17 protein-coding genes and 5 pseudogenes are annotated in these 21,487 nt (G+C 70.0%); 9 read left to right on the top strand and 13 right to left on the bottom strand.

The genetic code is table 11. The annotated features are described in order from the left end of the window. Window positions 1–82: 82 nt before the first annotated feature. Complete coding sequence (locus E4U91_RS39695) at window positions 83–217, bottom strand: hypothetical protein (RefSeq protein WP_277755376.1); 135 nt, start codon at window positions 215–217, stop codon at window positions 83–85. 635 nt (window positions 218–852) lie between these two features. Here E4U91_RS39695 and E4U91_RS39975 point away from each other — a divergent pair. Beyond that, window positions 853–996, top strand: a pseudogene (locus E4U91_RS39975) (IS5/IS1182 family transposase); the annotation flags it as partial. A 431-nt stretch (window positions 997–1,427) separates the two neighbouring features. On the opposite strand, the pseudogene E4U91_RS39350 reads toward E4U91_RS39975, so the two are convergent. Together E4U91_RS39350 and E4U91_RS39690 are read right to left on the bottom strand one after the other, a co-directional pair. Next, window positions 1,428–1,526: pseudogene (locus E4U91_RS39350) on the bottom strand (transcriptional regulator); the annotation flags it as partial. A gap of 73 nt (window positions 1,527–1,599) precedes the next feature. Continuing rightward, a complete protein-coding gene (locus E4U91_RS39690; RefSeq protein WP_277755375.1) occupies window positions 1,600–1,725 on the bottom strand; it encodes a hypothetical protein in 126 nt (41 codons plus the stop codon). An 88-nt stretch (window positions 1,726–1,813) separates the two neighbouring features. On the opposite strand from E4U91_RS39690, the pseudogene tap reads away from it, so the two are divergent. After that, window positions 1,814–4,046, top strand: a pseudogene (gene tap, locus E4U91_RS35635) (telomere-associated protein Tap). A gap of 13 nt (window positions 4,047–4,059) precedes the next feature. After that, window positions 4,060–4,617, top strand: a complete 558-nt coding sequence (gene tpg / locus E4U91_RS35630) for a telomere-protecting terminal protein Tpg (protein WP_137311223.1) — start codon at window positions 4,060–4,062, stop codon at window positions 4,615–4,617. Between the two features lie 4 nt (window positions 4,618–4,621). Here tpg and E4U91_RS35625 read toward each other — a convergent pair whose 3' ends face one another. Further along, window positions 4,622–5,506: an SDR family oxidoreductase gene (locus E4U91_RS35625; RefSeq protein ID WP_137311222.1), complete on the bottom strand. Its 885-nt coding sequence runs from the start codon at window positions 5,504–5,506 to the stop codon at window positions 4,622–4,624. A 639-nt stretch (window positions 5,507–6,145) separates the two neighbouring features. Between E4U91_RS35625 and E4U91_RS35620 the strand changes: the two genes are divergently transcribed. Further along, window positions 6,146–6,724 (top strand): hypothetical protein, encoded by a 579-nt coding sequence (locus tag E4U91_RS35620; protein ID WP_137311221.1) that lies wholly within the window; start codon window positions 6,146–6,148, stop codon window positions 6,722–6,724. A gap of 159 nt (window positions 6,725–6,883) precedes the next feature. On the opposite strand, the gene E4U91_RS35615 is transcribed toward E4U91_RS35620, so the two are convergent. The 3 genes from E4U91_RS35615 to mscL form a co-directional block, all read right to left on the bottom strand. Continuing rightward, window positions 6,884–8,110, bottom strand: a complete 1,227-nt coding sequence (locus E4U91_RS35615) for a chitinase (RefSeq protein WP_137311220.1) — start codon at window positions 8,108–8,110, stop codon at window positions 6,884–6,886. Between the two features lie 163 nt (window positions 8,111–8,273). Further along, window positions 8,274–8,654 carry a hypothetical protein gene (locus tag E4U91_RS35610; protein WP_137311219.1) on the bottom strand — a complete coding sequence of 127 codons (381 nt, stop codon included), beginning with the start codon at window positions 8,652–8,654 and terminating at the stop codon, window positions 8,274–8,276. A 168-nt stretch (window positions 8,655–8,822) separates the two neighbouring features. After that, on the bottom strand, window positions 8,823–9,266 hold the full coding sequence (mscL, locus tag E4U91_RS35605) for a large conductance mechanosensitive channel protein MscL (RefSeq protein ID WP_137311218.1): 444 nt from the start codon (window positions 9,264–9,266) through the stop codon (window positions 8,823–8,825). A 196-nt stretch (window positions 9,267–9,462) separates the two neighbouring features. Here mscL and E4U91_RS35600 point away from each other — a divergent pair, with 196 nt between their 5' ends. After that, complete coding sequence (locus E4U91_RS35600) at window positions 9,463–9,867, top strand: hypothetical protein (protein ID WP_137311217.1); 405 nt, start codon at window positions 9,463–9,465, stop codon at window positions 9,865–9,867. 36 nt (window positions 9,868–9,903) lie between these two features. Here the strand turns inward: E4U91_RS35600 and E4U91_RS35595 are convergent, their stop codons facing one another. Then, a complete protein-coding gene (locus E4U91_RS35595; protein WP_137311216.1) occupies window positions 9,904–10,482 on the bottom strand; it encodes a hypothetical protein in 579 nt (192 codons plus the stop codon). A gap of 148 nt (window positions 10,483–10,630) precedes the next feature. On the opposite strand from E4U91_RS35595, the gene E4U91_RS35590 reads away from it, so the two are divergent. Next, window positions 10,631–11,320, top strand: coding sequence for a TetR/AcrR family transcriptional regulator (locus E4U91_RS35590; RefSeq protein ID WP_137311215.1), 690 nt, complete (start codon window positions 10,631–10,633; stop codon window positions 11,318–11,320). Between the two features lie 65 nt (window positions 11,321–11,385). On the opposite strand, the gene E4U91_RS35585 is transcribed toward E4U91_RS35590, so the two are convergent. Then, window positions 11,386–12,585, bottom strand: a complete 1,200-nt coding sequence (locus E4U91_RS35585) for a hypothetical protein (protein ID WP_137311214.1) — start codon at window positions 12,583–12,585, stop codon at window positions 11,386–11,388. 515 nt (window positions 12,586–13,100) lie between these two features. Between E4U91_RS35585 and E4U91_RS35580 the strand changes: the two genes are divergently transcribed. Together E4U91_RS35580 and E4U91_RS35575 are read left to right on the top strand one after the other, a co-directional pair. Further along, window positions 13,101–13,694, top strand: a complete 594-nt coding sequence (locus E4U91_RS35580) for an SRPBCC family protein (protein ID WP_137311213.1) — start codon at window positions 13,101–13,103, stop codon at window positions 13,692–13,694. Window positions 13,695–13,730: 36 nt separating this feature from the next. After that, the gene (locus tag E4U91_RS35575) at window positions 13,731–16,064 is read left to right on the top strand and encodes an FdhF/YdeP family oxidoreductase (protein ID WP_137311212.1); all 2,334 of its coding nucleotides are present in this window, start codon (window positions 13,731–13,733) and stop codon (window positions 16,062–16,064) included. Here E4U91_RS35575 and E4U91_RS35570 read toward each other — a convergent pair. Further along, the gene (locus tag E4U91_RS35570; protein ID WP_137311211.1) at window positions 16,024–16,869 is read right to left on the bottom strand and encodes a hypothetical protein; all 846 of its coding nucleotides are present in this window, start codon (window positions 16,867–16,869) and stop codon (window positions 16,024–16,026) included. The two genes, E4U91_RS35575 and E4U91_RS35570, sit on opposite strands and share 41 nt — an antisense overlap. Window positions 16,870–17,620: 751 nt before the next feature. Here E4U91_RS35570 and E4U91_RS38325 point away from each other — a divergent pair. Further along, window positions 17,621–17,974: a helix-turn-helix domain-containing protein gene (locus E4U91_RS38325; protein WP_168218301.1), complete on the top strand. Its 354-nt coding sequence runs from the start codon at window positions 17,621–17,623 to the stop codon at window positions 17,972–17,974. Window positions 17,975–18,111: 137 nt separating this feature from the next. Here E4U91_RS38325 and E4U91_RS35560 read toward each other — a convergent pair. From E4U91_RS35560 to E4U91_RS35545, 3 genes and pseudogenes are all read right to left on the bottom strand, one after another. Continuing rightward, a pseudogene (locus E4U91_RS35560) lies at window positions 18,112–18,617 on the bottom strand (IS701 family transposase); the annotation flags it as partial. Window positions 18,618–18,987: 370 nt separating this feature from the next. Continuing rightward, window positions 18,988–19,738, bottom strand: a pseudogene (locus E4U91_RS35555) (transposase). 1,135 nt (window positions 19,739–20,873) lie between these two features. Continuing rightward, entirely contained in the window at window positions 20,874–21,368 is a 495-nt protein-coding gene (locus tag E4U91_RS35545; RefSeq protein ID WP_137311210.1) for a lactococcin 972 family bacteriocin, read from the bottom strand. Window positions 21,369–21,487: the final 119 nt, after the last annotated feature.

Here is a 21,487-nt window from a genome sequence, read left to right as displayed (position 1 = left end):
CGCTCACCGCACTGCTCCAAACCCTGCCGTTTCGGTGGTCAAAGCAGGCGCCCGGGCCACCGAAACTCGACCCCGACAGGCGTTACTTGCGCCCATCCCGGCGCGCCAGCATCGTGAAGACGAACACCGCGCCCACCGCTGCCAGCGCCAGCCAGGCCCACTTGAACCACGGCGGGCCGTCCCACCGCTCGGCCAGTGTCATCGCGTGGAGCATCATGTGATCGGGTCCTCCGTGAGTGCGTAATGTTCCGCTCAGCCGACCGCGCCGATGGCGTAAAGAATGCCGACCAGGGCCAGCCCGGTTGTCATGGAGTTGAGCGTGCCCCTGGGCTCCCGGTTGAAGCCCTGTCCACAACGGCAGTTGACGTCGCCGACAGGCCCAGCGGGCCGTTGTGGAAGTAGGTGTTGCCCAGACTGATGCCGTGGAGCAGCCGTCCTGGAGGCCCTGTGACACTCAGGACCGAAATCAGGAGTTCAAGTTCAGTAGCCGTGCACGCGGGGGCGGGTGCTGCTGCGCTTGAGGCAGGGCACCGACATGACCGCCTCGGTTTCCCGAGATCCGCGCCCGCGTCCGGTGCCCCTGATGCGCCCTGTCTCGAACGGTGCCGGGCGAGCCGGTAAGTGGGCCATCGACGGCACCTAGGAACGTGCCTTCACCGCGCTGCTCGCTCAAGCGGATGCCGACGGTGACCTGGACTGGGTCGTCGCGGTCGACTTCACGATCGTGTGCGTCCACCAGAACGGCGCCGGGGCCCGCAGAAAGGGGCTCCGGATGCTGAGCCCGCCGACCACGCGATCGGACGATCGCGTAGTGGGTTAACCACAAAAGGGCTGTCGTCCGTTGTTCTTCGTGCTCACGCCGAGCACGTGATGGCTGCCATCCGGGTCCCGCGTCGAGTTGGTAGGCCCAGGATCAGGCCCTTCGTAGTGCTGGCGGACAAGGCGTACTCATCGCGAGCCATCCGGGACCATCTGCGACGACGCGGAGTGCGGGCTACCGACCACCCCCAGGCTGCCCTTCCCCACTCTGCATCGCATCCCGTACGCGATATGTACGCTCCATGGTGGGCCAGGAGCTCTCTTACGGATCACTGACAGAGAGATCGCAGGACCTGCTTGATGGCGGCGACAGTGTTGCCTGCGACGATGCGCCTGTGAGCGACGACGACTTTGCTGTCTGGGACGGCGACCGTCACTCTTCGTCGCCTGCCGCGACGGCGGCCGCCCATCCTGGTCGTGCGCGGCCTGCGGCATCGTCAACGGGTGTGAGCTGTCGGGGTGCAGGAAATCCCGGTAAGAAAGGCCCGCAGGACAGCTCGGGATCCTGCGGGCCGGTCCCGACCGCGACGCGGGACCTCACTCCGTGCCGCGGTGACGGCCCTGTGACCGCTGAAGAGAGACCTGTCCGCGTCTTTCGTTTCAGGTCGCCTGCTGGCCGGCCTGTACAGGGCCCGCACGGCAGGTGATCCGGGGTCGGCCGTGATCAGGACGACTTCCTGGTCATCCTCGGGCACGAGCAGGACGTCGGCCCAGGAAGCGGCGCCGGGAGCCGAACGGCACGCGCTGGAAGTCATCGGCGGTCAGCAGTTCGGCCAGCGCTCACAGCAGCCCCCGGCGCCCCGGGGAGAACTCGGCGAATGCCCGTGCGGTGGCCGCGGGGGCGAACACGGCGTCCAGCAGGTCGTTGGCGAGGCCCGCCAGAGGGCGGGCCCACCCGTACACCATTCACTCCATACGCCAGATGTACGCGATCTGCACGTCTTTAGTACGCGAGAATGTCGTTTCAGAGGTAGAGTCACGACGGAGGTGTCTCATGTCGGAGTTGTTCGACGCGGTTGACGCGCTGGTCGCGTCCCGGTCTCCGTTGCCGCCGCCGGCGGAGCGCAGGCGGCTGCGTCAGGCGCATGCGCTCACCCTGGACGAAGTGGCGGCCGCCCTGGACGTGCGGCGGGCGACCGTCGGCGGCTGGGAGGCGGGCCGGACCGAGCCGCGGCCGCCCGAGCGGGAGGCGTATGCGCGTCTGCTCAAGCAGCTCGCCGAGCTCTACCCCGCCCCCGACGAGCACGCCGGCACCCCCGAGGAGGACGCGGGCGCCCCCAAGGAGGACACGGACACCGCTACAGCGACGCCCGCCGCTCCCGCGGCGCAGCCTCAGACGACGGCCGGGGTGCCGGACGCTGCCGCTGCCGCGCCTGGAACCGAGGAGGCCCTGGTCACTGTCCGGGCGAAGGTGTCGCTGCCGCGTGCCGACCGGGCCCCGGGCCTGCGGCGCCCCGAGGCGGGGAAGGCCGCACGGGCGGACGTCCCCGCGTCCGGCGGGGCGTACCCGCACGGCCCGCTGCTCGTCTTGGACGCCGACGCCGAGCGGAGGGTGACGGGCTACGGCGTCGGCGGTCTGGTCGTGGACGTGCCCGCCAGGTCCCTGCCCGCCCTTGTCGAGTGGACGCTGGCGGAGGCGCAGCTCGGGGCCGGGAGGCTGCACGGGTCGGGCAGGGACAGCGATCCGCTGCTGGTGCTCACCGCAGCAGCGTGCGAGCGGTACGGCCTGCCCGCCGTCCTGTCCGAGGCCGAGCGGCTTGCCGGGCGGCTGCCGGAGGGGCACAAGGTCGTCAGGCAGCTCGAGCGCGCCGACTGGCAGCTGACCCGGCGCGGGCTGGGGCCGTGGGCGCGTATCTACCGCCCTGCCCAGGGCAGCCGCCGCAGGTGCGTGCAGCTGTGCATCCCCTCCTGACGGCCGTGCCTGGGGGCATGCCGCGCAGCTGGAGCCTGCCGAACTCGCGCGCGTGCTGGGCGTGTACGCGGCCCGGGTGATGACGCCGGTCGGCTCCACCGCCGTGACGGGGCTGCAGCTGATGACGGCGCTCAGCCCGCCGACCCGCGCGAGCGAGCCGGACGCCGACGGCAAGCGGCACCGCGAGCACCGGCCCGGTTCGCTGGGGACCCAGCCGCTGGACCCGGCGCCGTGCGAGGCCACCGACGGCCACCCCGTCCTGGCCCATCTGCCCCGCTTCCACGAACGCGGCCCCGGCGAGCGGCTGTTCGAGGAGGCCTACGACTGGGCGCGGGACCTGACCGATGCCGAGTGCACGCAGCGCCACCTGGTCGGCCTGGACGTGAACCTGGCGTTCGGTGCTGCCGCCAACGGGGCGGTCGTCGGTCTGGCCTCGCCGCCCGTGCACGTCACCGACCCGGCCTTCGACGCTGCGGTGCCCGGCTCGTGGCTGGTCGACCTCTCCCACGTCGACCTGTCCCGGGTGAAGGTCGGCAAGCAGTGGCGTGACCTCGACGCCGCACTGCTGCCCAGCCCGTTCACGCCGACCGGCCGGCGCCCGACCGGTCCGGCCTGGTACGCCACCCCGACGGTCGCGTACGCCGTGGAGCTCGGCTACGACGTCGCGCCCGTGGAGGCGTGGGTGCGCCCGGAGAGCGGCCGGTTCCTGGACGGCTGGTACAAGCGGCTGCGCGACGCCTACGTCGCCACCATGGCGGACCTCGGCGTCCCGGAGAAGCTGTCTCCGGCCGAGTTCCTGGAGGCGATGGACGGCTACCGGAGCCGTGATCCGGAGCTGGGGATCGTGGTGGACGCGATCAAGATGACCGTCAAGGGCGGCATCGGCAAGCTCCAGGAGAAGGCGCGCGGCAGCGGCTGGAGACCGGGGGAGGCCTGGCCCGCCCTCGCCCGCCCGACATGGCGGCCGGACATCCGCGCGACCGTCATCTCGAGGGCCCGGATCAACATGCACCGCAAGATGCTCAACCTGGCGGCGGCCACCGGCCGTTACCCGGTCGCGGTCCTCTCGGACTGCGCCGTGTACGCGGCGGACGGGCCCGGCCCGCTGGACGTGCTGCCTTACGGCGCCGACGGCAAGACCGTGCCGGGCTCGTTCCGGCTGGGGGTCTCACCCGGGATGGTCAAGCACGAGGGCACCCAGAGCCTGCTGTGGGGTGCGGAGGTGCTCGAGCAGCTCAGCGCCGATGACCATGTCGCCAATCTCGCCCGCTACATCAAGACCGGCGAGGTCACCGCCCGGGACACCGGAGAGTAAGGAGCGTTGGGCGATGGTCACGGTCGGGGAGGAACTCGACAGGGCGGTGCAGGGCGCGTTCACTCGGCCCGTTCCCAAGTCCGCCGGGGCGCAGATGCGTTACCTCATCAAGAGGCACGGCGGCCGGACGATGCCGGTGGCCGAGCTGCTCGGCATCAGCCGGCGCACGGTGGAGCGGTACGTGAGGAACCAGATCAAAAGGCCCCGGCCGGAGCTCGCCGACCGGCTGGAGCGCGAGGTCCGCGCACGCTGGCAGCCACAGATCAGGGCCAAGGCGAAACAGGCCGCGGCCACCACGAGCGGCATCATGATCGATGTGCAGGCGAGGTTCGGCTACACCGCCGCCGCCGGCAGCACCGACCAGGCCCGCCTACGGCACCTCACCCTCGCCCTGCCGCCCCGGCACGCCGCCCGCCTCCTCCAGGCCCAGAAAGCCGGGACCGCCGAGGACGACCTCCGCGAGATCGCCGCCGAGGCGCTGGGCGAGGTGTACTTCCGCGACGGCGGCCGCCGCGCCCACGGCCTCGAAGTGGAGCTCAAGGACATCGTCGACCTGCAGTTCGAGCTGTAGGCGCTCAGCGCGCCGGACCGGATGCAGGAAAGGGCGTCACGGGTGCCGCGTCCGTCCCCGGGCGCTCGGCGGAGCCCTGGACGAAGGCGTGTGCTGCCGCCAGCTCGGTGGTGCCCGCGGCCTCGGCCGCCTCCAGGAAGGCGTAGGCGTCCGCGCCGATCGGTAGGCGCAGGGGGGCCGTGGGTGATGCCACCAGGCGCAGCACGTGGTGGGCGAAGACTTCGGGTCGGGTCAGGTCGGGGTTGGCGGCCATGCCCCGCAGGCCCGCCTCGAGGTCTCCGGTGCTCTGCGCGTAGGCCGGGATGCGGCCGGCGGCCTCGGCCAGCGAGGTGCCGTAGCGGGTGGCGAAGCCGCCGGGCTCGACGGCGTGCACCCGGATGCCGAAGGGCGCGACCTCCGCCGCGAGGGCCTGGCTCATACCCTCCAGCGCGTACTTGCCCGCCACGTAGGCGGACAGGCCCGGCAGTCCGATCCGTCCGGCGATCGAGGAGACGTTGATGATGTGGCCGAAGCCCTGACGGCGCATCAGGGGAAGCACCAGACGGGTGAGTCGCCACGGTGCGACCGTCAACACCTCCAGCTGCGCCCGTAGTTCGTCGTCGGACACTTCTTCTACCGCGCCGAACAGTCCCGATCCGGCGTTGTTCACCAGCACGTCGACGCCGCCGAAACGGTCGACCGCGTGGGCGACCGCCGCTTCGCACTGCCCGGTGTCGCACACGTCCAGGGCCAGCGCCGACAGCCGGCCGGGGTACCGGTCAGCCAGGTCGTCCATGGTGGCGGGTCTGCGGGCGGTGGCGACCACCAGGTCGCCGGCCTCCGCGGCGGCGCCCGCCAGCGCCCGTCCGAGCCCCGAGGAGCACCCCGTCACCAGCCATCGCCGCGTCATGCGTCCCCCCGTCGCCGTGGCCGTGAGCCGAGCAGGGTGATGGTGGCAGCTTCGCGCTCCGGCCAGGAGGGGCGCGCGGAAGCACGAACGGCGCGTATCGGGCCTGAGTGGAAGCCCCGTGTGCCGTGGTGTTCGCGCCGGGCGGGTGCGGGCGCGGTGCGTCTTCAACCCGGTGGCTGGTTCTCGCCGGTGTGTGCCGCGCGCCTGGTGCGCCACACTGACCGTTCCGTCCTGTTGTCGCACGGACCGAGGGCCCGGACATGGCGAGCAAGCGTTACCGGCCGCGTACGGCCAGGGCCGCGAGTGCCGTCGTGGTCGTCCCGGCGGCCCTGGTGTTCGCTCTGTCCGCGTGTTCCAGCGGTGAGTCGGACACCGAGTGCACCGGTGGTGCCTACGAGGTGGAGTGCCATCCGGTGCGGCCCCGGCCTTCGGACACGGCCAGTGGACCCGGGCCGCCGGCCCTCGCGGCGCCGGTGCCGTCCGTCTCGTGTCCGACGGACTGGGCACAGGTGTGGCAGCAGGTCCGCGCCCGGACGTGGGACTTCACCTGCCCTGAACCGAGTCCGCTGCCGACCGTCGTACCGGCTCCGAGCGGCTGATCACGCGGGCGTTGTCGGTGGCGGCCGGTACGTTGCGATCATGGGTATCTATCTGGTGGATGTCGCCGCGCAGGACTGGTCGCAGCCGGGTGAGGACGGGTACGGGGACGTCGCCGCCGCGCTCAACACCGAGCTGGAGCGGCGCGGACTGCCCCCGTACGAGCCGCCGCGAGCCGAGCGGAAGGCTCAGGGCGGGTTCGAGGAGAAGGTCAGCCCGTCCATGGACGGCTTCCTCGCGCTGTGCACGACGCACCTGGCCGACACGGAACTGTCGACCCTCCTCGACTGGAGCGTGCTGGTGCCCCTCGCACTGGAGGAGGAGATCGTCCTCCCCGTCTGCACCGCGTACTCCGGCGACGAGACGACGGTCGCCGGGGCCCCGCGGGTGCTCGCCCTGGCCGAGCGGCTGGCCGCTGCCATCGCACTGCCCGTGGACGCGATACCGGCCGGCGAGAACCTCGCCCTGAGCCTGTGGTTCCTCGAGGGCGAGGCCGAACGGACCGCCCAGGCGCGGCCGGGACCGTGGGCCGAGGACCTCGACGCGGCCTTCTACGTGGCGTTCTACCTGCGCGCCGCGCAGTACTGCCTGCGGTACGGCTGTCCGATGACCTACTCCTGAGCCGCCAGGGCCAAGGCCAGGGCCCGCGCCGCGGCCACGGCGGCGGGCCGGGACCGTCAGCGCGGGCGGGCGCGGGGAGCGCCACTGCCTTTCCTGCTCCGGCTACCTCCGGATGTCTCCGGATGCCTCCGGGTCAAGGGCCCTCCCCGCGGGCGGGGTTCAGCAGGCGCCCTCGTCCTGCCACGGGCCCCACTGCGAGGCGCCGGGGACCTCGTTCTGGGTCCACCACTTGGCCTTCCAGTTGTGCTTGCCGTAGGAGACCTCGTTGCCCGCCGTGTACACCGCCGTCGCACTCCAGGCCGTCCTGCAGGAGTTGGGGCTCGGCGTGGGCGTGGGTGTGGGCGTCGGCGTCGAGGTGGGCGGGGTGGTCGGCGGGGTGGCGCCCGCGAACTTCACGGAGTACGCGGCGAAGTCCCAGGAGTTCTGGGCCACGCTCGAGCAAGTGCCGGACGTACGACCGCCGTTGTCGGGCGGACTGCACTGCCGGTCGCGGTTGAGCGACCAGAACGTGAACCGGTCCATGTGGTGGCTGGTGGCGTAGTCCAGCACCGTCTGGAAGTCGGCCTGCGTGAAGATCTCCCCCGTGTCGCTGCGGCCGTTCATGCCGGAGAAGCCCTCGTGGGCGTAGGCGGTCGCCTGGTCCCAGCCGAACGTCGACTGCAGGATCGAGTTGAAGTTGGTCAGCGCGCCGGTCTGGCTCGCCGCGCCGTTGAAGCCGCCGTCGAACGGCATGATCGAGAAGTTGTTGGGGGTGAATCCCTGGGACTTGGCCTCCAGCAGCATCTGCTTGCCGAACCAGCCGGTGCCGTCCGCGGTGCCGGCCGTCGTCACGGAGACGTACAGGCCGGGGTTGTTCTGCTGGAGGATCTTGGCGGCGCCGATCTCGTTGTGGATGGCCGCGGTGTTCTCGTACTCCGGCTCCTCCAGGTCGAAGTCGATGGCGTGCAGCCCGTACTTGGTGATGACCTGCTGGTAGGCGGCCGCCGTGGATGCGGGGTCGGAGCAGGCCTGGCCGAGCTTGGTGCCGCCGTAGCCGCCGATGGAGACGGAAACGTCGCCGCCCTTGCTGCGGATCGTGTTGATCACCGACTGCACGGCGGTGTCCGAGGAGACGGGGGCCGTGCCGTCCCAGGTCGGCGTGCAGCCTCCGCCGTTGGGGGCCAGGACGAAGGCCAGCTGGAAGGCCTTCAGCCCGGTCGCGTCCATGATGGCGGCCGGGTCCGGCGGGTTGTTGTCCAGCGGCATCAGGTACGGGGCGGCGGCGTACCAGCGGTTGCCCAGCGCGGTGGTCGCGCCCGAGGCGCTGCCCGCGACGAAGGCGGTCGCGCCGGCGGCGGCGAGTGCGACGGCCGCCGCCGCGCCCAAACAGGCCCGAAGGGGTCTCATGACGTGCCTCCCGGAGGGGGTGGGGTGGAGGGAGCCGCCCCAGGCTCTGGGAGGTGTTGGGGTCACGTCAATGAGTTGGACTAGACCAACCGTCACTTTGGACTAGACCATACGATGCCTTTGCCTTCCGTCGACCCGGCAGGCATCCCATGCGGTCACGGCCCTAGCCGGGCGGCGCCGTGAGGGCCACGTTGTCGCCGCCCGTCACGGCGAAGGTGGCGGAAGCCCCCGCCGCCACCGTGGCGGAGTGGACGGGGACGCCCGCCGGGGTCTTCTCCGTCAGGGTGAGGGTCCTGTTCGTCAGGTTGGTGACCGCGAACTGCGTGGCCCCGGCCTGCACCCCGTCGGTCTGCTCGGTGATGCCCGGCAGGAACAGGAAGGTCTGCAGCGTCACCAGGTTGCCCGCGGCGTCCTTCTGCACGACCAGCACGTCACCGGTGGCCGCCACCGCGGGGGCCGCCGTGCCCGTCGCGGCGGCCGCGCCCGCCAGCAGTGCCACGGCGGCCATGGCCACGGCGCGGCGTCTTCCGGTTGTCCTTCTCATGGTTCTTCCCCTCCATGGGACCGTGCCCGCCCGAGCGGGCGGGAGTGCCGCCAGAGCCTCGCCGTGCGGCCCCCGCCGCCGGAAGAGGCACACAGGGGCGCACGAGCGCATGCCCCCCACCGCCCGCGTGTGTCGAGCGGTTGCGGATGCGGGCGTGGGGCGCCGGTGTCACCCGGCCCGCTGGGTCGTCTCCCCCGCCTGGGCGGGTACCGCGGGCAGGGCGACGGTGCAGGAGGCGCAGCGCCGGGCCTCGGCCGGGACGGGGCTCAGGCACTCGGGGCAGTCCCGCTTGGGGGCCTGGACGTCGTGGTGGGGAGCGAGGCGCTCGTGCAGCTTGTTGATCGGGAGGACGACGAGGAAGTACAGGGCGGCGGCGAGGAGGAGGAAGCTGATCGCCGCGTTGATGAAGGCCCCGTAGGGGAACTTGGTGGAGCCCACGGTGAAGGTCTTGCGGGCCATGTCGCCGGTGGCGCCGGTGGCCAGTCCCACCAGCGGGGTCAGGAAGGCGCTGACGAAGCCGTTGACGACGGCGGTGAACGCCGCTCCGATGACGATGCCGACCGCCAGGTCGACCACGTTGCCGCGCAGGATGAAGCTGCGGAAGCCCTTCACCTTTCACCCCTTCTACGCCCGTGACAACGACGGGCGGCATCCCGACCTGTCACCCCGGATGCCCTACCGCGTCGCACCCATGCCTGCCGGACGGCGCCACCAGGGCCGTCGGACCGGCGGGGCACTTCGTGCGCTGTGCCCGGGTAGAGGAGCACCGGACGGTGACGTCGCCGTGCGGGAGGCGAGGGGGATGTCGATGGACGCGGCCAGGTGGTCGGTCGACCGGGAGCGTTTGTCCCTGTGGGTTCCTGAGGGCGAGCGGATGACCGCCGGCTGTGCGGTGACGTACGGGCGCGCGCTGTGGGGGCTGGTCCCGCGGCGCGCCTCCCTGCTGCTGACCGATCGCCGGGTGCGGGTGCTGCGCCACCGGGGCAACGACCTCCGGTACGCCGTACGCGGGATCTGGTTCGAGATGGTGCGCGGCGAGGCCGAGGCGGTCTGCGGCAATCCGCGGGTGCGGGTGGAGTTCGACAAGGGGCAGGAAGTCGAACTGCGCCGCTACGACGGCGGGGTGGAACGCCTGCTGATCAGCCGGTGGGACGCGGTGCATGCCGAAGCCCTGTACGCGGCGTTCCCTCCCCGGGGCGACGACCCGCGGTGATACGACCAGCCGCTCCCCTTGGGGCAGTTGCCGGCCCTACGGCTCCTGCCGGGCGGGGCGGGACAGGCGGACCGCCGACACGAGGAAGAAGATCCCGCCGAGCGTGGCGTAGCCGGCGAGGGCGGTCAGCGCGGGGTCGTCCTGGGCGGCACCGCGCAGGAAGCTCGCGCCGGCGAGGACCGAGATGCCGCCGCTGAGGATCATGGCCCACTGGCCGCCCATCGGCCGGCGCGCCAGGCCCACCAGGAGCTGGACCAGGCCGGAGACGATCGCCCATGCGCCCCAGACCCGCAGCACGTCCGCGACGCCCGACGTACTCGCCACAGCGACCCCGACCACGGCGAGCGCGCTGACGGCCATGTTGGCGTACAGGGCCTTGAGCGGTCCGGCGGCGCGCGCCGACCTGGCGTCCACGACGGCCGCGGCCACGTCGAAGGCGGGATACAGGGCCAGCAACAGTTGGACCCCGAGGGTGAGTTCGGAGCCGCCGAGCAGCAGGAGCGCGGCCCATGCCACGGCGAAGACGAAGCGGACGACGTACAGCCGGCGCAGGACGGGCGGGGTGCCGACGGGCTCGGCGGGGGCCGGGACGGGAGCGGGGGCGGTGGATGCCATGGGGTCCTCCGATGAGAAGTGCTGAATGACGTGTGCCGACTGCGGGGCAATAGGTAGAGAGAACGGTCTCTCTACCTCGCTCGCCGTCAGCCTGGCACACCCGTCCCTCTGAAACAAGAGAGAGCGTTCTACCCGCTACGATGGGCGTATGACGAGGACGGAAGCCGGCGCAGGTGCCGGCAGGCGGGTCTCCGAGGCCCGTGAGCGGCTGCTGAGGACCGCCGGGCAGCTCTTCTACGCGGAGGGCATCCACACCGTGGGCGTCGACCGCCTGGTCGCCGAGGCGAAGGTCACCAACGCGACCTTCTACCGCCACTTCCGCAGCAAGGAAGACCTCGCGGTCGCCTACCTCGGCAGTGTCGACCAGGCGATCCGCGCCCAGATCGGGTCCCTGGCGGCCGCGGACGTGCCGACCGACGCCATCCTGCGGGGCATCGGGGAATCGTTGGTCGAGCAGATCCGCTCGCCGGGTTACCGCGGGTGCGCCTTCCTCAACGCGGCAGCGGAGTTCCCCGACCCGGGGCGCCCGGTGCACCGCGCCGTGGTGGAGCACCGCGAGTGGTTCCTGCAGACGGTCACGGGACTGTTCGCCGACATCACCCCCGCCCAGGCCGATCACGCCGGGCGGCACTTCGTCATGCTCCGCGACGGCGCGATGAGCGCCGGTTACCTCGGTGACCCGGTGGCGGCCGGCGAGACCCTGCTGCGCGGCATCGAAGGGCTGCTGCGGGTCCACCTCGCGCGCCGGGCCGACCAGGGCGCCGCTTCCCCGTCCGACCGTGCCCCCGTCGAGACCGCGCCCGTCTCCGGCATCGCCTGCTCGCCGCCCGGCGCCTGACCCGCAGAGACGGAGCCCGCAGGCGCGCCCATCGCCCGGGCGCGCCCTTCACCGCGTACGGGTGCCTAGATGCGGCCGTACACGTAGCCGTAGACGTACTCGCCCATGAGCTTGTGCGGGATGCGGGCTTCGAAGCGGGTCGCCCAGGTCCACACCGGCAGCACGTACCTGTCGCCCTCGGTGCGGATCGGGCCGGTGACGTCGACGATGTGCGTGCATTCCGGGCGGGCCCTTCCCCACACGTCGGGGCCGGGCGGGGCAGGGGTGGTGAAGTCGAACGCGGGGTCGGTGGCCGGCATGTGCGTGCGCGCCGCCCCTGCCGCCTCCATGAAACGCCGACTGCCGTTGATCATCGCGTAGACGAAGCTCCCGGGACCGGCGCCGAACGCGGTGTTGGCCTCGGTGACCGCTACGGCGCTCTCGCGGATGGAGGAGGAGACCGCGGACGCCCGGATCACCTGCCGCATGAGGAACTCCAGTCCGTCCCGGTCGAGGCCGAGGTCGCCCTCGGCGCGCAGCGGGCCGTCCGTGCGGTAGCGGACGAGCAGTTCCTCGCCGGGGGTGGTGCCGTCGCGAACCACCGTGACGGTGCGCTGCTTGCCGTCGGGCAGCGGGTGGCCGATCCGCCACTCGCCGCCCGCCGTGACGGTGGTGACCTTGCTGGTGGCCAGGTCCAGTTCGAAGCCGCAGGCGACGAGCATGGGCACGCTCTTGTAGGCGAGGTCGCGGCGCAGGGCGTCGTCGATCACTCCGGCATCGAGCGTCGCGGTGTGGGTGCCGGGCAGGCGGTACAGCTCGATCCACTCGCCCTTGACGTTGAACATCTTGGTGATGCGCTCGGAGAACGCGCACTGGCTGCGGTAGACGGTTGAGTCGGCGACCTTGATCAGCTTGCCGAGCGCGCGGGACAGGATGAAGTCCAGGTTGTACAGCTCCGTGTACGTCCGCCCGGTCGTCAGGTAGCGCTGTTGCTTGGCGTCGGCCTGGGCGAGCCGGCGGTCCAGGAGCGAGGCGGAGTCGACGGCGAGCCCGCGGAATCCTGGATTGCCGGGGTCGAACACCGCGCGGAGCAGCTCCACGAAACGGGCCCGGTCGTGCTGGAGGAGCGTGCGCACGGCGGCCGTCATGGCGCAGACGCCGTAGGCGCCCTGGTTCAGGCTGTCGGGGTTGTCGATGATCGATTCGGTGCGGGCGAGGTGCGGGGCGAAGGTGGCGCTGGTGCGCGCTAAGCCGCCTGCCGCGTCCTTGGCCTGGGTCTTGTCCATGGGTCCCCCTTGCTTCGGCGCCGCCGCTCCCGGCCCGGGCACACAGCCGTACCCGGCCACCGGTCCCCTTTCCGACGGCGAGTGGAGCGAGCATGCGCCCGCTACCGCATGTACGCCTCGTCTTGTGTCGAACTGTCGTCAAGTGACGGGAATTGCTCACTATGGGGCGATGGTGGACTGGTATGCCGTGGTAATCGCCTGCCGTGCGGCCGGGATTGTCGTTGCGCAGCCCGGGCGTGTTCCTTGGTCGGCCCGGCGCCGCGTCGCGCGACCGGGGCGCGGTGAGTGGCGGCCGGCCGGGGCCGGGGTGAAGCTGGAGGTGGCCGGTGGGTGGGGGGAGGAGTGGGTGACCGGTGCTTTCGTGTTCCGGGGCGGCTCCCCTTCTCGTGCCTCGGGTCCGGCCGGGGTGCCTGTGCGTCGGGTGACTCGAAAGCCGGGATCGGGGAACCGGAAGGGGTGCCCTGACCCATGAGGGAGGCCGGGTGCCCGGCTTTCCCCCCGGAAGAAGGACCAGGATGGCGCACGAAGAGGACGACGGGCGCACCGGCGGCGACGGCGTCGTACGCCGCCGTCCGCTGCGCGAGCGGCACGTCGAGGAGACGGTCGAGGTCGCGGTGCCGGTCCGCACGGCCTACAACCAGTGGACGCAGTTCAAGACGTTCCCGCGCTTCTCGGCCGTGGTGCACGAGGTCGAGCAGCTGCGGCCCACCGTCACCGCGTGGACCCTCGGCTACGGCCCCCTGCGCCACCGTTTCCCGGTCGAGATCGTGGAACAGGACCCCGACGCCTACCTGGCCTGGCGTGGCCTGGAGCAGCACCCCACCCACGAGGGGGAGGTCGAGTTCCGGCCGACGCAGTCCGGCGGCACCGCGATCACGGTCCGGATGCTGCTGCGGCCGCACGGGGTCGCGAAGGTCCTCACCCGCTCCTGCAGGGTCACGGAGCTGGCCGCGCGCCTGGTGCGCGGGGAACTGGTCCGCTTCCAGCAGTTCATCGAGGGGCTCGGCCAGGAGGGCGGCGCCTGGCGCGGCACCATCCGCAACGGCCGGGTCCAGCACGACACCCCGGAACCGCCCAGGAGCCGTGTCGCCCAGTGGCCCGTCGGCTGACCCGCGTACCGCACACGGCAAGAGAAAGGCCAAGCGATGCAGAACCCGCCCGGTGAGGAGCCGGAGACCTCCCTCTCCGTGACACCGCCGAAGAAGTGGGCGGCCGGGGTCCCCGCCGTCGTGCACGCGCTGGAGTACTCCCTGGAGCAGACCTCCCCGCGCAAGACCGGGGTCGACCTGCTCACCATGAACCAGGTGGGCGGGATCGACTGCCCCGGATGCGCGTGGGCGGACCCCGCCCCCGGGCAGCGCCACCGCAACGAGTACTGCGAGAACGGCGCCAAGCACATCAACGACGAGGCCACCACGCGCCGGATCACCGCCGACTTCTTCCGCGAGCACAGCGTGTCCGACCTGGCGGCCCGTTCCGACATGTGGCTCAACCAGCAGGGCCGGCTCACCGAGCCGATGATCAAGCGGCCCGGCTCGGACCACTACGAGCCCATCGGCTGGAGCGACGCCCTGGGTGTCCTCGCGCAGGAACTCAAAGGTCTGGACTCTCCCGACGAGGCGGTCTTCTACACCTCCGGCCGGGCCAGCAACGAAGCCGCCTTCGTCTTCCAGCTCTTCGCCCGCGCCCTGGGCACCAACAACCTGCCCGACTGCAGCAACATGTGCCACGAATCCAGCGGCTTCGCCCTGAACGAGACGCTCGGCGTCGGCAAGGGCACCGTGAGCCTGGACGACCTGCACCACGCGGAGCTGATCTTCCTGGTGGGGCAGAACCCGGGCAGCAACCACCCGCGCCAGCTCTCCGCCCTGGAGGAGGCCAAGCGCAACGGCGGCCGCATCGTGGCGGTCAACCCGCTGCCGGAGGCGGGCCTGCGGCGCTTCAAGAACCCGCAGAAGCCGCGCGGCGTCATCGGGCGCGGCACCCAGATCGCCGACCGCTTCCTGCACATCAAGCCGGGCGGGGACCTCGCCCTGTTCCAGGCCCTGAACCGGCTGCTGCTGGAGGCGGAGGACGCGCGTCCCGGCACCGTCCTGGACCACGACTTCATCGACGCCCACACCTCCGGCTTCGAGGAGTTCGCCCGGCACGCCCGCACCGTCGACTGGGACGACGTGCGCGCCGCGACGGGGCTGACCCGCGAGGAGATCGAGAAGGTCCGCGACGAGGTCCTCGCCAGCGAACGCGTCGTCGTGTGCTGGGCGATGGGCATCACCCAGCACAAGCACGGCGTACCCACCATCCGGGAGATCGTCAACTTCCTGCTGCTGCGCGGCAATCTGGGGCGCGCGGGCACGGGCGTCTGCCCGGTGCGCGGCCACAGCAACGTCCAGGGCGACCGCACCATGGGCATCTGGGAGCAGATGCCGGACAGCTTCCTGGACGCCCTGCGGGAGGAGTTCGGCTTCGACCCGCCGCGCCCGCACGGCCTGGACTCGGTGAAGTCGATCAAGGCGATGCTGGAAGGCCGCGTCAAGGTCTTCCTCGCCCTGGCCGGGAACTTCGTGCGCGCGGCGCCCGACAGCGACGTCACCGAGAAGGCGATGCGTTCGTGCCGGCTGACCGCGCACATCTCCACCAAGCTCAACCGCTCGCACACCGTCTGCGGCGACACCGCCCTGATCCTGCCGACGCTGGGCCGCACCGAGCGTGACGTGCAGGCCGACGGCGAGCAGTTCGTCACCGTCGAGAACTCCATGAGCGAGGTGCACACCTCCCGGGGACGGATCGAGCCGGCCTCGCGCATGCTGCTGAGCGAGGTCGCCATCCTGTGCCGGCTCGCCCGGCTGAGCGTCGACGGCGTGGGGAACATCCCCTGGGCGAAGTTCGAGGGCGACTACCACACCATCCGCGACAGCATCTCCCGGATCGTGCCGGGCTTCCACGACTTCAACGCCCGGGTGAGCCGTCCGGGAGGCTTCCAGCTGCCCAACCCGGTCAACGAGGGCGTGTTCCGCACCGAGACCGGCAAGGCCCGCTTCACCTGCAACGAGCCGGTGGTCCCCCGGGCCCCCGAGGGACACCTGCTGCTGCAGACCCTGCGCTCGCACGACCAGTGGAACACCGTCCCGTACACCAACAACGACCGCTACCGCGGCATCCACGGCAGCCGCCACGTCGTCCTGGTCAACCCGGCCGACCTGTCCGCACTCGGCCTCGAGCAGGGCGACCGGGTGGACCTGGTGAGCATCTGGGAGGACGGCACCGAGCGCCGGGCCGAGAACTTCGAGGTCGTGCCCTACCCGGCGGCCAAGGGTTCGGCCGCCGCCTACTACCCGGAGACGAACGTCCTGGTGCCGCTGGACAGCGTCGCCGACCTGAGCAACCAGCCCACGTCGAAGGGCATCGTCGTACGCCTGGAACCCGTCGGCGACCGGGTCAGGGACGCTCGTACAGCTGGAGCAGGCCGCCCGCGCTGAAGCACCCGGCGCCCAGCAGCGTGTCCCAGTCGGCGATGTCGGCGTTGACCAGGCTGCCGGTGGCCGGGCGGGTGTAGGCGGCGATCGCCGAGACCATGAACAGGACGGAGCCGAGCTGGTTCACGGCGGTGATCCACCAGCCGAGGCTGCGCGAGCGCAGGCAAGGCCGTGCGCGGTGGCAGATCTCGACGAAGGCCAGGTGGCCGGAGATCAGGAACAGCAGGCAGCCGATCACGTCCGGCGCCCAGACGAGCCGGTTGACCTGCTGGACGTCCAGCCCGCGCAGGAAGGAGTCCAGCAGGTCGACGGCGAACACCAGCGTCCCGGCGAACAGCACGAAGGTGCTCAGCCAGTCGACCCGCCCCGGCTCATAACTCCACCAGCGCCAGCCGCGGGTGACCAGGCGGCCCTCGCCGCCGGGTTCGTGGCGGGGCGCGTTGACGACCTGCAGCAGGCAGACGTAGCCGCCGGTGTTGAAGAACAGGCCGCCGGCGAAGTAGACCGAGGCGCAGGTAGTGGCGTCGCCGGAGCCGAACTGGGCGATGGCGGCACCGGCCGCGAACAGCGCACCACCGAGGACGAAGGCGGTCGCGGCGAGGGCGTTGAGCCGGCGCAGCCGGCCGAGGGTGAGGTCGTCGGCGCTGACGTCGCGGCCGGCCGACGCGCTGGGCGGGCGGACCGCGATGACGCCGCGGCGCCGGGCGGGCCGCGACTCCCACACGGCGGTGCCCCCGCCGGGCGGCTGCCAGGTGAGCCGGGTGGTGAAGGGCCCCGCGCCCTCGGCGCGCAGCCCGGCGGACGTCATACGGCCGACATGGCGACGGTGCCGCACATTTCCGCGGGGCTGATCAGAAAGCACGGCGCACTGTCCGAGGCACCTGGATCCGCATGGCGACCTGGGCCACCTCGTGCGTTAGTCATGACAAGTCCTGGTTCGTCCGGCCGATAGGGCGTGCCGGCTTCGCGCACCCTTCACACAGGCCTTGACTCTGCCAGAACAAACCTCGCATAGAGGCTTTGCATGAGCGTTAGTCTGCGGCGTTCACTACAATGCCGCGCCGTTAAGCACGGATTCCTATGTTCAACGAGTCGCTCGCGTGTCTCGACCAGTCGACCTCACTGCGGGCTCCCAGTTCGTCCGGGACCAGGCGGGGCACTTTGACCATGCCTGAGCTGCCGGCCACCCATCTTCCAACCACTGCGCGGCCAGCGCACTCGTACCGCCCCGTTCCGACGGCTGTCGACTTGCAATGGAAGGTGATGAAACGGCGGCGCGTCCGGCTGTTACGAGACGCCTGGCACGCCACCGACACAACCTCGACTACGCAGCGCTTTACCAGTGTTCTATCTGAAATTCGGGCAACTGGCGGATTTCCCGCCGAGGCTGGTAAGCGGAACGATCCCCGCCGATGCGGGGAGCACTTGCGGTCCACGACGGCGAACGTGACTCGCTGGGGACCATCCCCACGGGCGCGAGGAGTACAGGCCGTTCCAGAATACTGAGTTTTTCGTTAGTTCTGTGGGTGCAGGAGCTTCAGCGGTGTGAGCATGATGGTGTGTCTTACAAGCCGCAAGGTGCTGTTGCCGGTGTCTCCGTTCTGCCGTTGACGCGGCCCCAGTTGGCCGAGGCCCGGCGCATGCGCGCGGCCGAGTCGTTCGAGCAGGGACGTCCTTCATCCGAGGTTGCCCGGGCAGTGGGGATGCATCCCGAGAGTGTGCGCCTGTGGGAGCCGGGTGGGGTTCAGGCACTGCGGCGGCGTTCGGCTCCCGGTCGCCCGCCGAAGCTGGACGACGCTCAGGTCGAAGCGGTTCGTACTGCGCTGGAGCTGGGCGCCCAGGCGCACAGGTTCGAGGCGGACCTGTTGACGCTGGAACGGGTCGGCCTAGTGCTGCAACGGTGCTTGCCGTGACTGCTGGCCAAGTCGGGGACTGTGTCCGCGCCGTTTGTAGTGATTGGTTCGGGCTTGGTGTTGTCGTCGTCGGCGCCAGGTCGACCAGTGCAAGATGTGCTCGACAGGTGTGGGCCGGCGGTGGGTGAGGCGGGTGATCAGCCGTCGTATCTCGGCGAGGCTGAGGTAGATGAGCTAGATGAGCTGGGGGATCCGTTTCTGCTTTCCCGGCATCCAGTTCTTGAGCTCGCAGGACGGTCAGGCAGGCGTGAGCGACCACAGCCATGGTCATGTGGCGGTGCCAGCCGGGATAGCGGCGGACCTGGTAGTCGTCCAGGCCGCATTTCTGCTTGGCGCTCTGGAAGCACTTTTCGATGGCTCAACGGCTGCGGATGCGAATCAGGTCATCCAGGGTGGTCTGGGCGGGGCAGTAGGCGATGTAGTAGGAGATCTCCTGCGGGCGGGCGACGCTGCGGCGGGCGATCACCCAGTGGCGGCGGTCGTGTCGGTGCCAGGGCCGCACCTCGACGCGTGCCCAGTCGTCAATCCGCAGGCCGTGAGCTCCGTTGCCGCAGGAACGACGTTTCCATTTCTGCCGGGCAAGGCCGTTGAACAGGTCGTGGACGGGGTGGCCGATCGCCCAGCGGGTGACCACGGTGTCGTGAGGCCCGAACCTTGGGGGTGGCAACGACGTGGCCCGACGGTACCTTGCAGTAACCGCCGCCCGAGCCGCACTTGTACCAGTGCCGGTTCCTGTGACTGTCGAAGCCCATCACCTGCAGAGCCGCCCACTGGTTGCCGTAGACGTACCACCGGACGCCAAGCCGGAAGCCCGGATAACCGAAGACCGCGCGGTGCCCTTGGACGTGGTCCAGTTGTGAGGGTTGGCCGGCAGGTTGCCTCCGCACCGGGATGCGACGGTGACGGAATGGGGGCTGGTTACGGGTTCCTGCGTGTGACTGCCAGTGGCGCTGGCCGCCCGCGCGGCAGGCGGACGGCGGAGCGGGGCACCGATACACCATGACTGAGCGTTTTCAGTGTTGCCTCTCCAGGGTGAGGACGGCTTTGGCGATGACGGTCATGCGGTTCGGGCTGATGTGGGATCTGCGGAAGATCTGCCAAGTCTTCAGCCGTGCCATGCCGCGTTCGACCGGTGCCCGGGCTGTGGCCAGGGCCCGGTTGACGGTGCGCTGGGTGGGGGTGAGCTCGCCGCCCGGTGGGCGTTTGAGTCCAGTGGTGACCCAGGGGCCGGCGCCGGTGTAGGCACGGTCGGCGAGGACAGGGACGCCTTGGCGTTCGCAGGTGCGGATGATGCGATGGGTGCGGGCTGCGGTCAGATCGTGGGTGCGACCCGGCAGGGCGGGCGAGATCCAAAGCAGCTTGCCGGCCGGATCCGTGAGGACCTGGACGTTCACGCCGTGCCGGCGGTGCTTGGCCGAGTAGTCCGCCCGGCTGTCACCGACGCGGTCGCACTCGGCGAGAGTGCCGTCCAGGAGAACGACGTCCGGATCGCGCCTCGCGCAGCGTCTTGAGCAGGCCAGGGGCTCGTTCGGCGAGCAGGCCGGTCACGCTGGTGACGTACGCGTGGACGGTGCCGACGGATATCCCGAACTCGGCCGCGATCCGGGCGAGGGTGTCGTGGCGGCGCAGGTACACCAGAGCGACGAGCGCGCGCTGGTGCGGCGGGAGTTTGCACCGTCGGTCACCCTCGCGGGTGACGATGAGCATGGTGACCCACTCGACCAAGGCGTGAGGGAGGTCGAGTGCGGCAGGATAGGGAACCAACAGGGCTCCTGTGCCGGTGGGTTGAGACGTCGAACACCTCCCTCAACGGCATGGGGGCTTTGTGCGTTGCGGCCCTCACCTCGACCTGACCGGCGTCACCCGATCAGTGGCCACGCTGAAAACGCTCACTGGGCGCACTGGCCGATGAGAGCCCGGCCGGGCTGGCGCAGTGGGACGCTGACTTCATGGCAGGCACGGCGGCGCCGCGGGTATGACGGCCGAGGCGGGACGAGGGGCTGGCAGGGCACGCGGCTGCGACGGTCGAGTGGACGGCCGGGGCACCGCGGCGGTGGCGGACCAACCACCGGACCGCCGGCACCAGCTGAGATTGGAGTCCAGAATGTCACAAAGACGGAACATTTCGTGTGACGCGACGCTCATCCGACTCCGCGGAAAGAGTGCGCCGAGAGTGCCACCTATTCCGGATGGCATGAATTATCAGAGTCACGACAACAGTGCCCGCAACAAGTCGAATCACATTCCATGTAAAGCCAACGGCCGCGCGTTGCCCATCCGCCTCTGCAGCCAGCCGCATGGAGGTCTCGACAAGTGCTACGAGCGGACCAATCAGTCGGAACGGGAGACCGCCAACGCTTGGAATTCGCGCCAGGTTACCTAAGAGCCCGAGGGGTGCCCCAAGGATAAAGGCCGCTGTTCCCCATACGAGCATGCTAGAGTAATTTATTCCACCAGTGACGCCGGACTCCAGTCCCGTCGGGATGGTGGGACTCAAGTCTTTGAATACATAGTATGTGACTACACCGACAGCCAACCCCGAAGATGCAAGTAGCATTGCCTCAACTTTGGATCGGCCAAAAAAGCCCACCAAGAGTGCATAACAAACCCATGACCATCCATCGGAAAAAATGACACTCAAAGAGGCGCAAACAGGATTTTCCCATTTCTCGGCAAGGGGGCCCGCTAGTCCAAACAGGAAACCGACCCCGAGGGACCCTGCGAGTGGCGCAACGCGAGTAAGCGTAAAGTGGGGGATTTTTTCCTCCCTGTTCGTAATTAATTAAAAGCAGGAGATGGCGCCACTCGGAGACTGAGCGAGCGGCAGAAAAGTCTCGAGTGGCGCACCAACCTGCCCTACCTGTGCGAGGGTGTCTCCGCGTAATGCGGAGACCAGAACCTACTCATCAACACTGTAGTAGGTTTCGCAGGTGTAGGCAGCGCCCGCCGTCCGGTTGGCGTAGGAGGTTTGGCCAGCAAATGCGTAAGCGCTATTCGAACCCCCGCCGATCTTGACCGTGGAATGGTGCATCTTCGTGGCGTGATAGTAGTTCGAATAGCAGTACTTTCCGTCGGTGGTTGTGTTGTAGCCGTAGCACCAATTGCCGCCACTCGCACTGACGCAGCCCTGGGGGCTAACGGCCGAACCGTCCGTCTTGATCACCACCGCACCCCATTTTAACGGGTTCCCCAGCTCCGCGGGCGGCTTCGTCCCGTCCCCACGCTCGTGGAGGGTGACCTGGCCGAGCTCGGCACCATCCGCGGCGACCACAGTACCGTTCGCCATAACGGTGGCAGCCTGAGAGGTGTCTGCCGCGGCCGGCGTGGCGAAGCTCAATACTGCCAGCGCCAGGCTCGAAAGGCCGAGAACGATCGATCTACCGGATATCCTCACGGGTATTCCTTCCCCAACTCCCCCAGTGGGAGTTTATTTAATGATCTTGAGTGAAGGGGTGGGTGGCAGTCAATAGCCTCGATAAGGACTGTCCGAAAAGACGCCGTCCGTTAAAGGCT

This window comes from Streptomyces lasalocidi, from assembly GCF_005280215.1.
Taxonomy (GTDB): domain Bacteria; phylum Actinomycetota; class Actinomycetes; order Streptomycetales; family Streptomycetaceae; genus Streptomyces; species Streptomyces longwoodensis.
The sequence above is the reverse complement of the archived record's forward strand: the minus strand, read 5'-3'. Positions and strand labels throughout refer to the sequence as shown.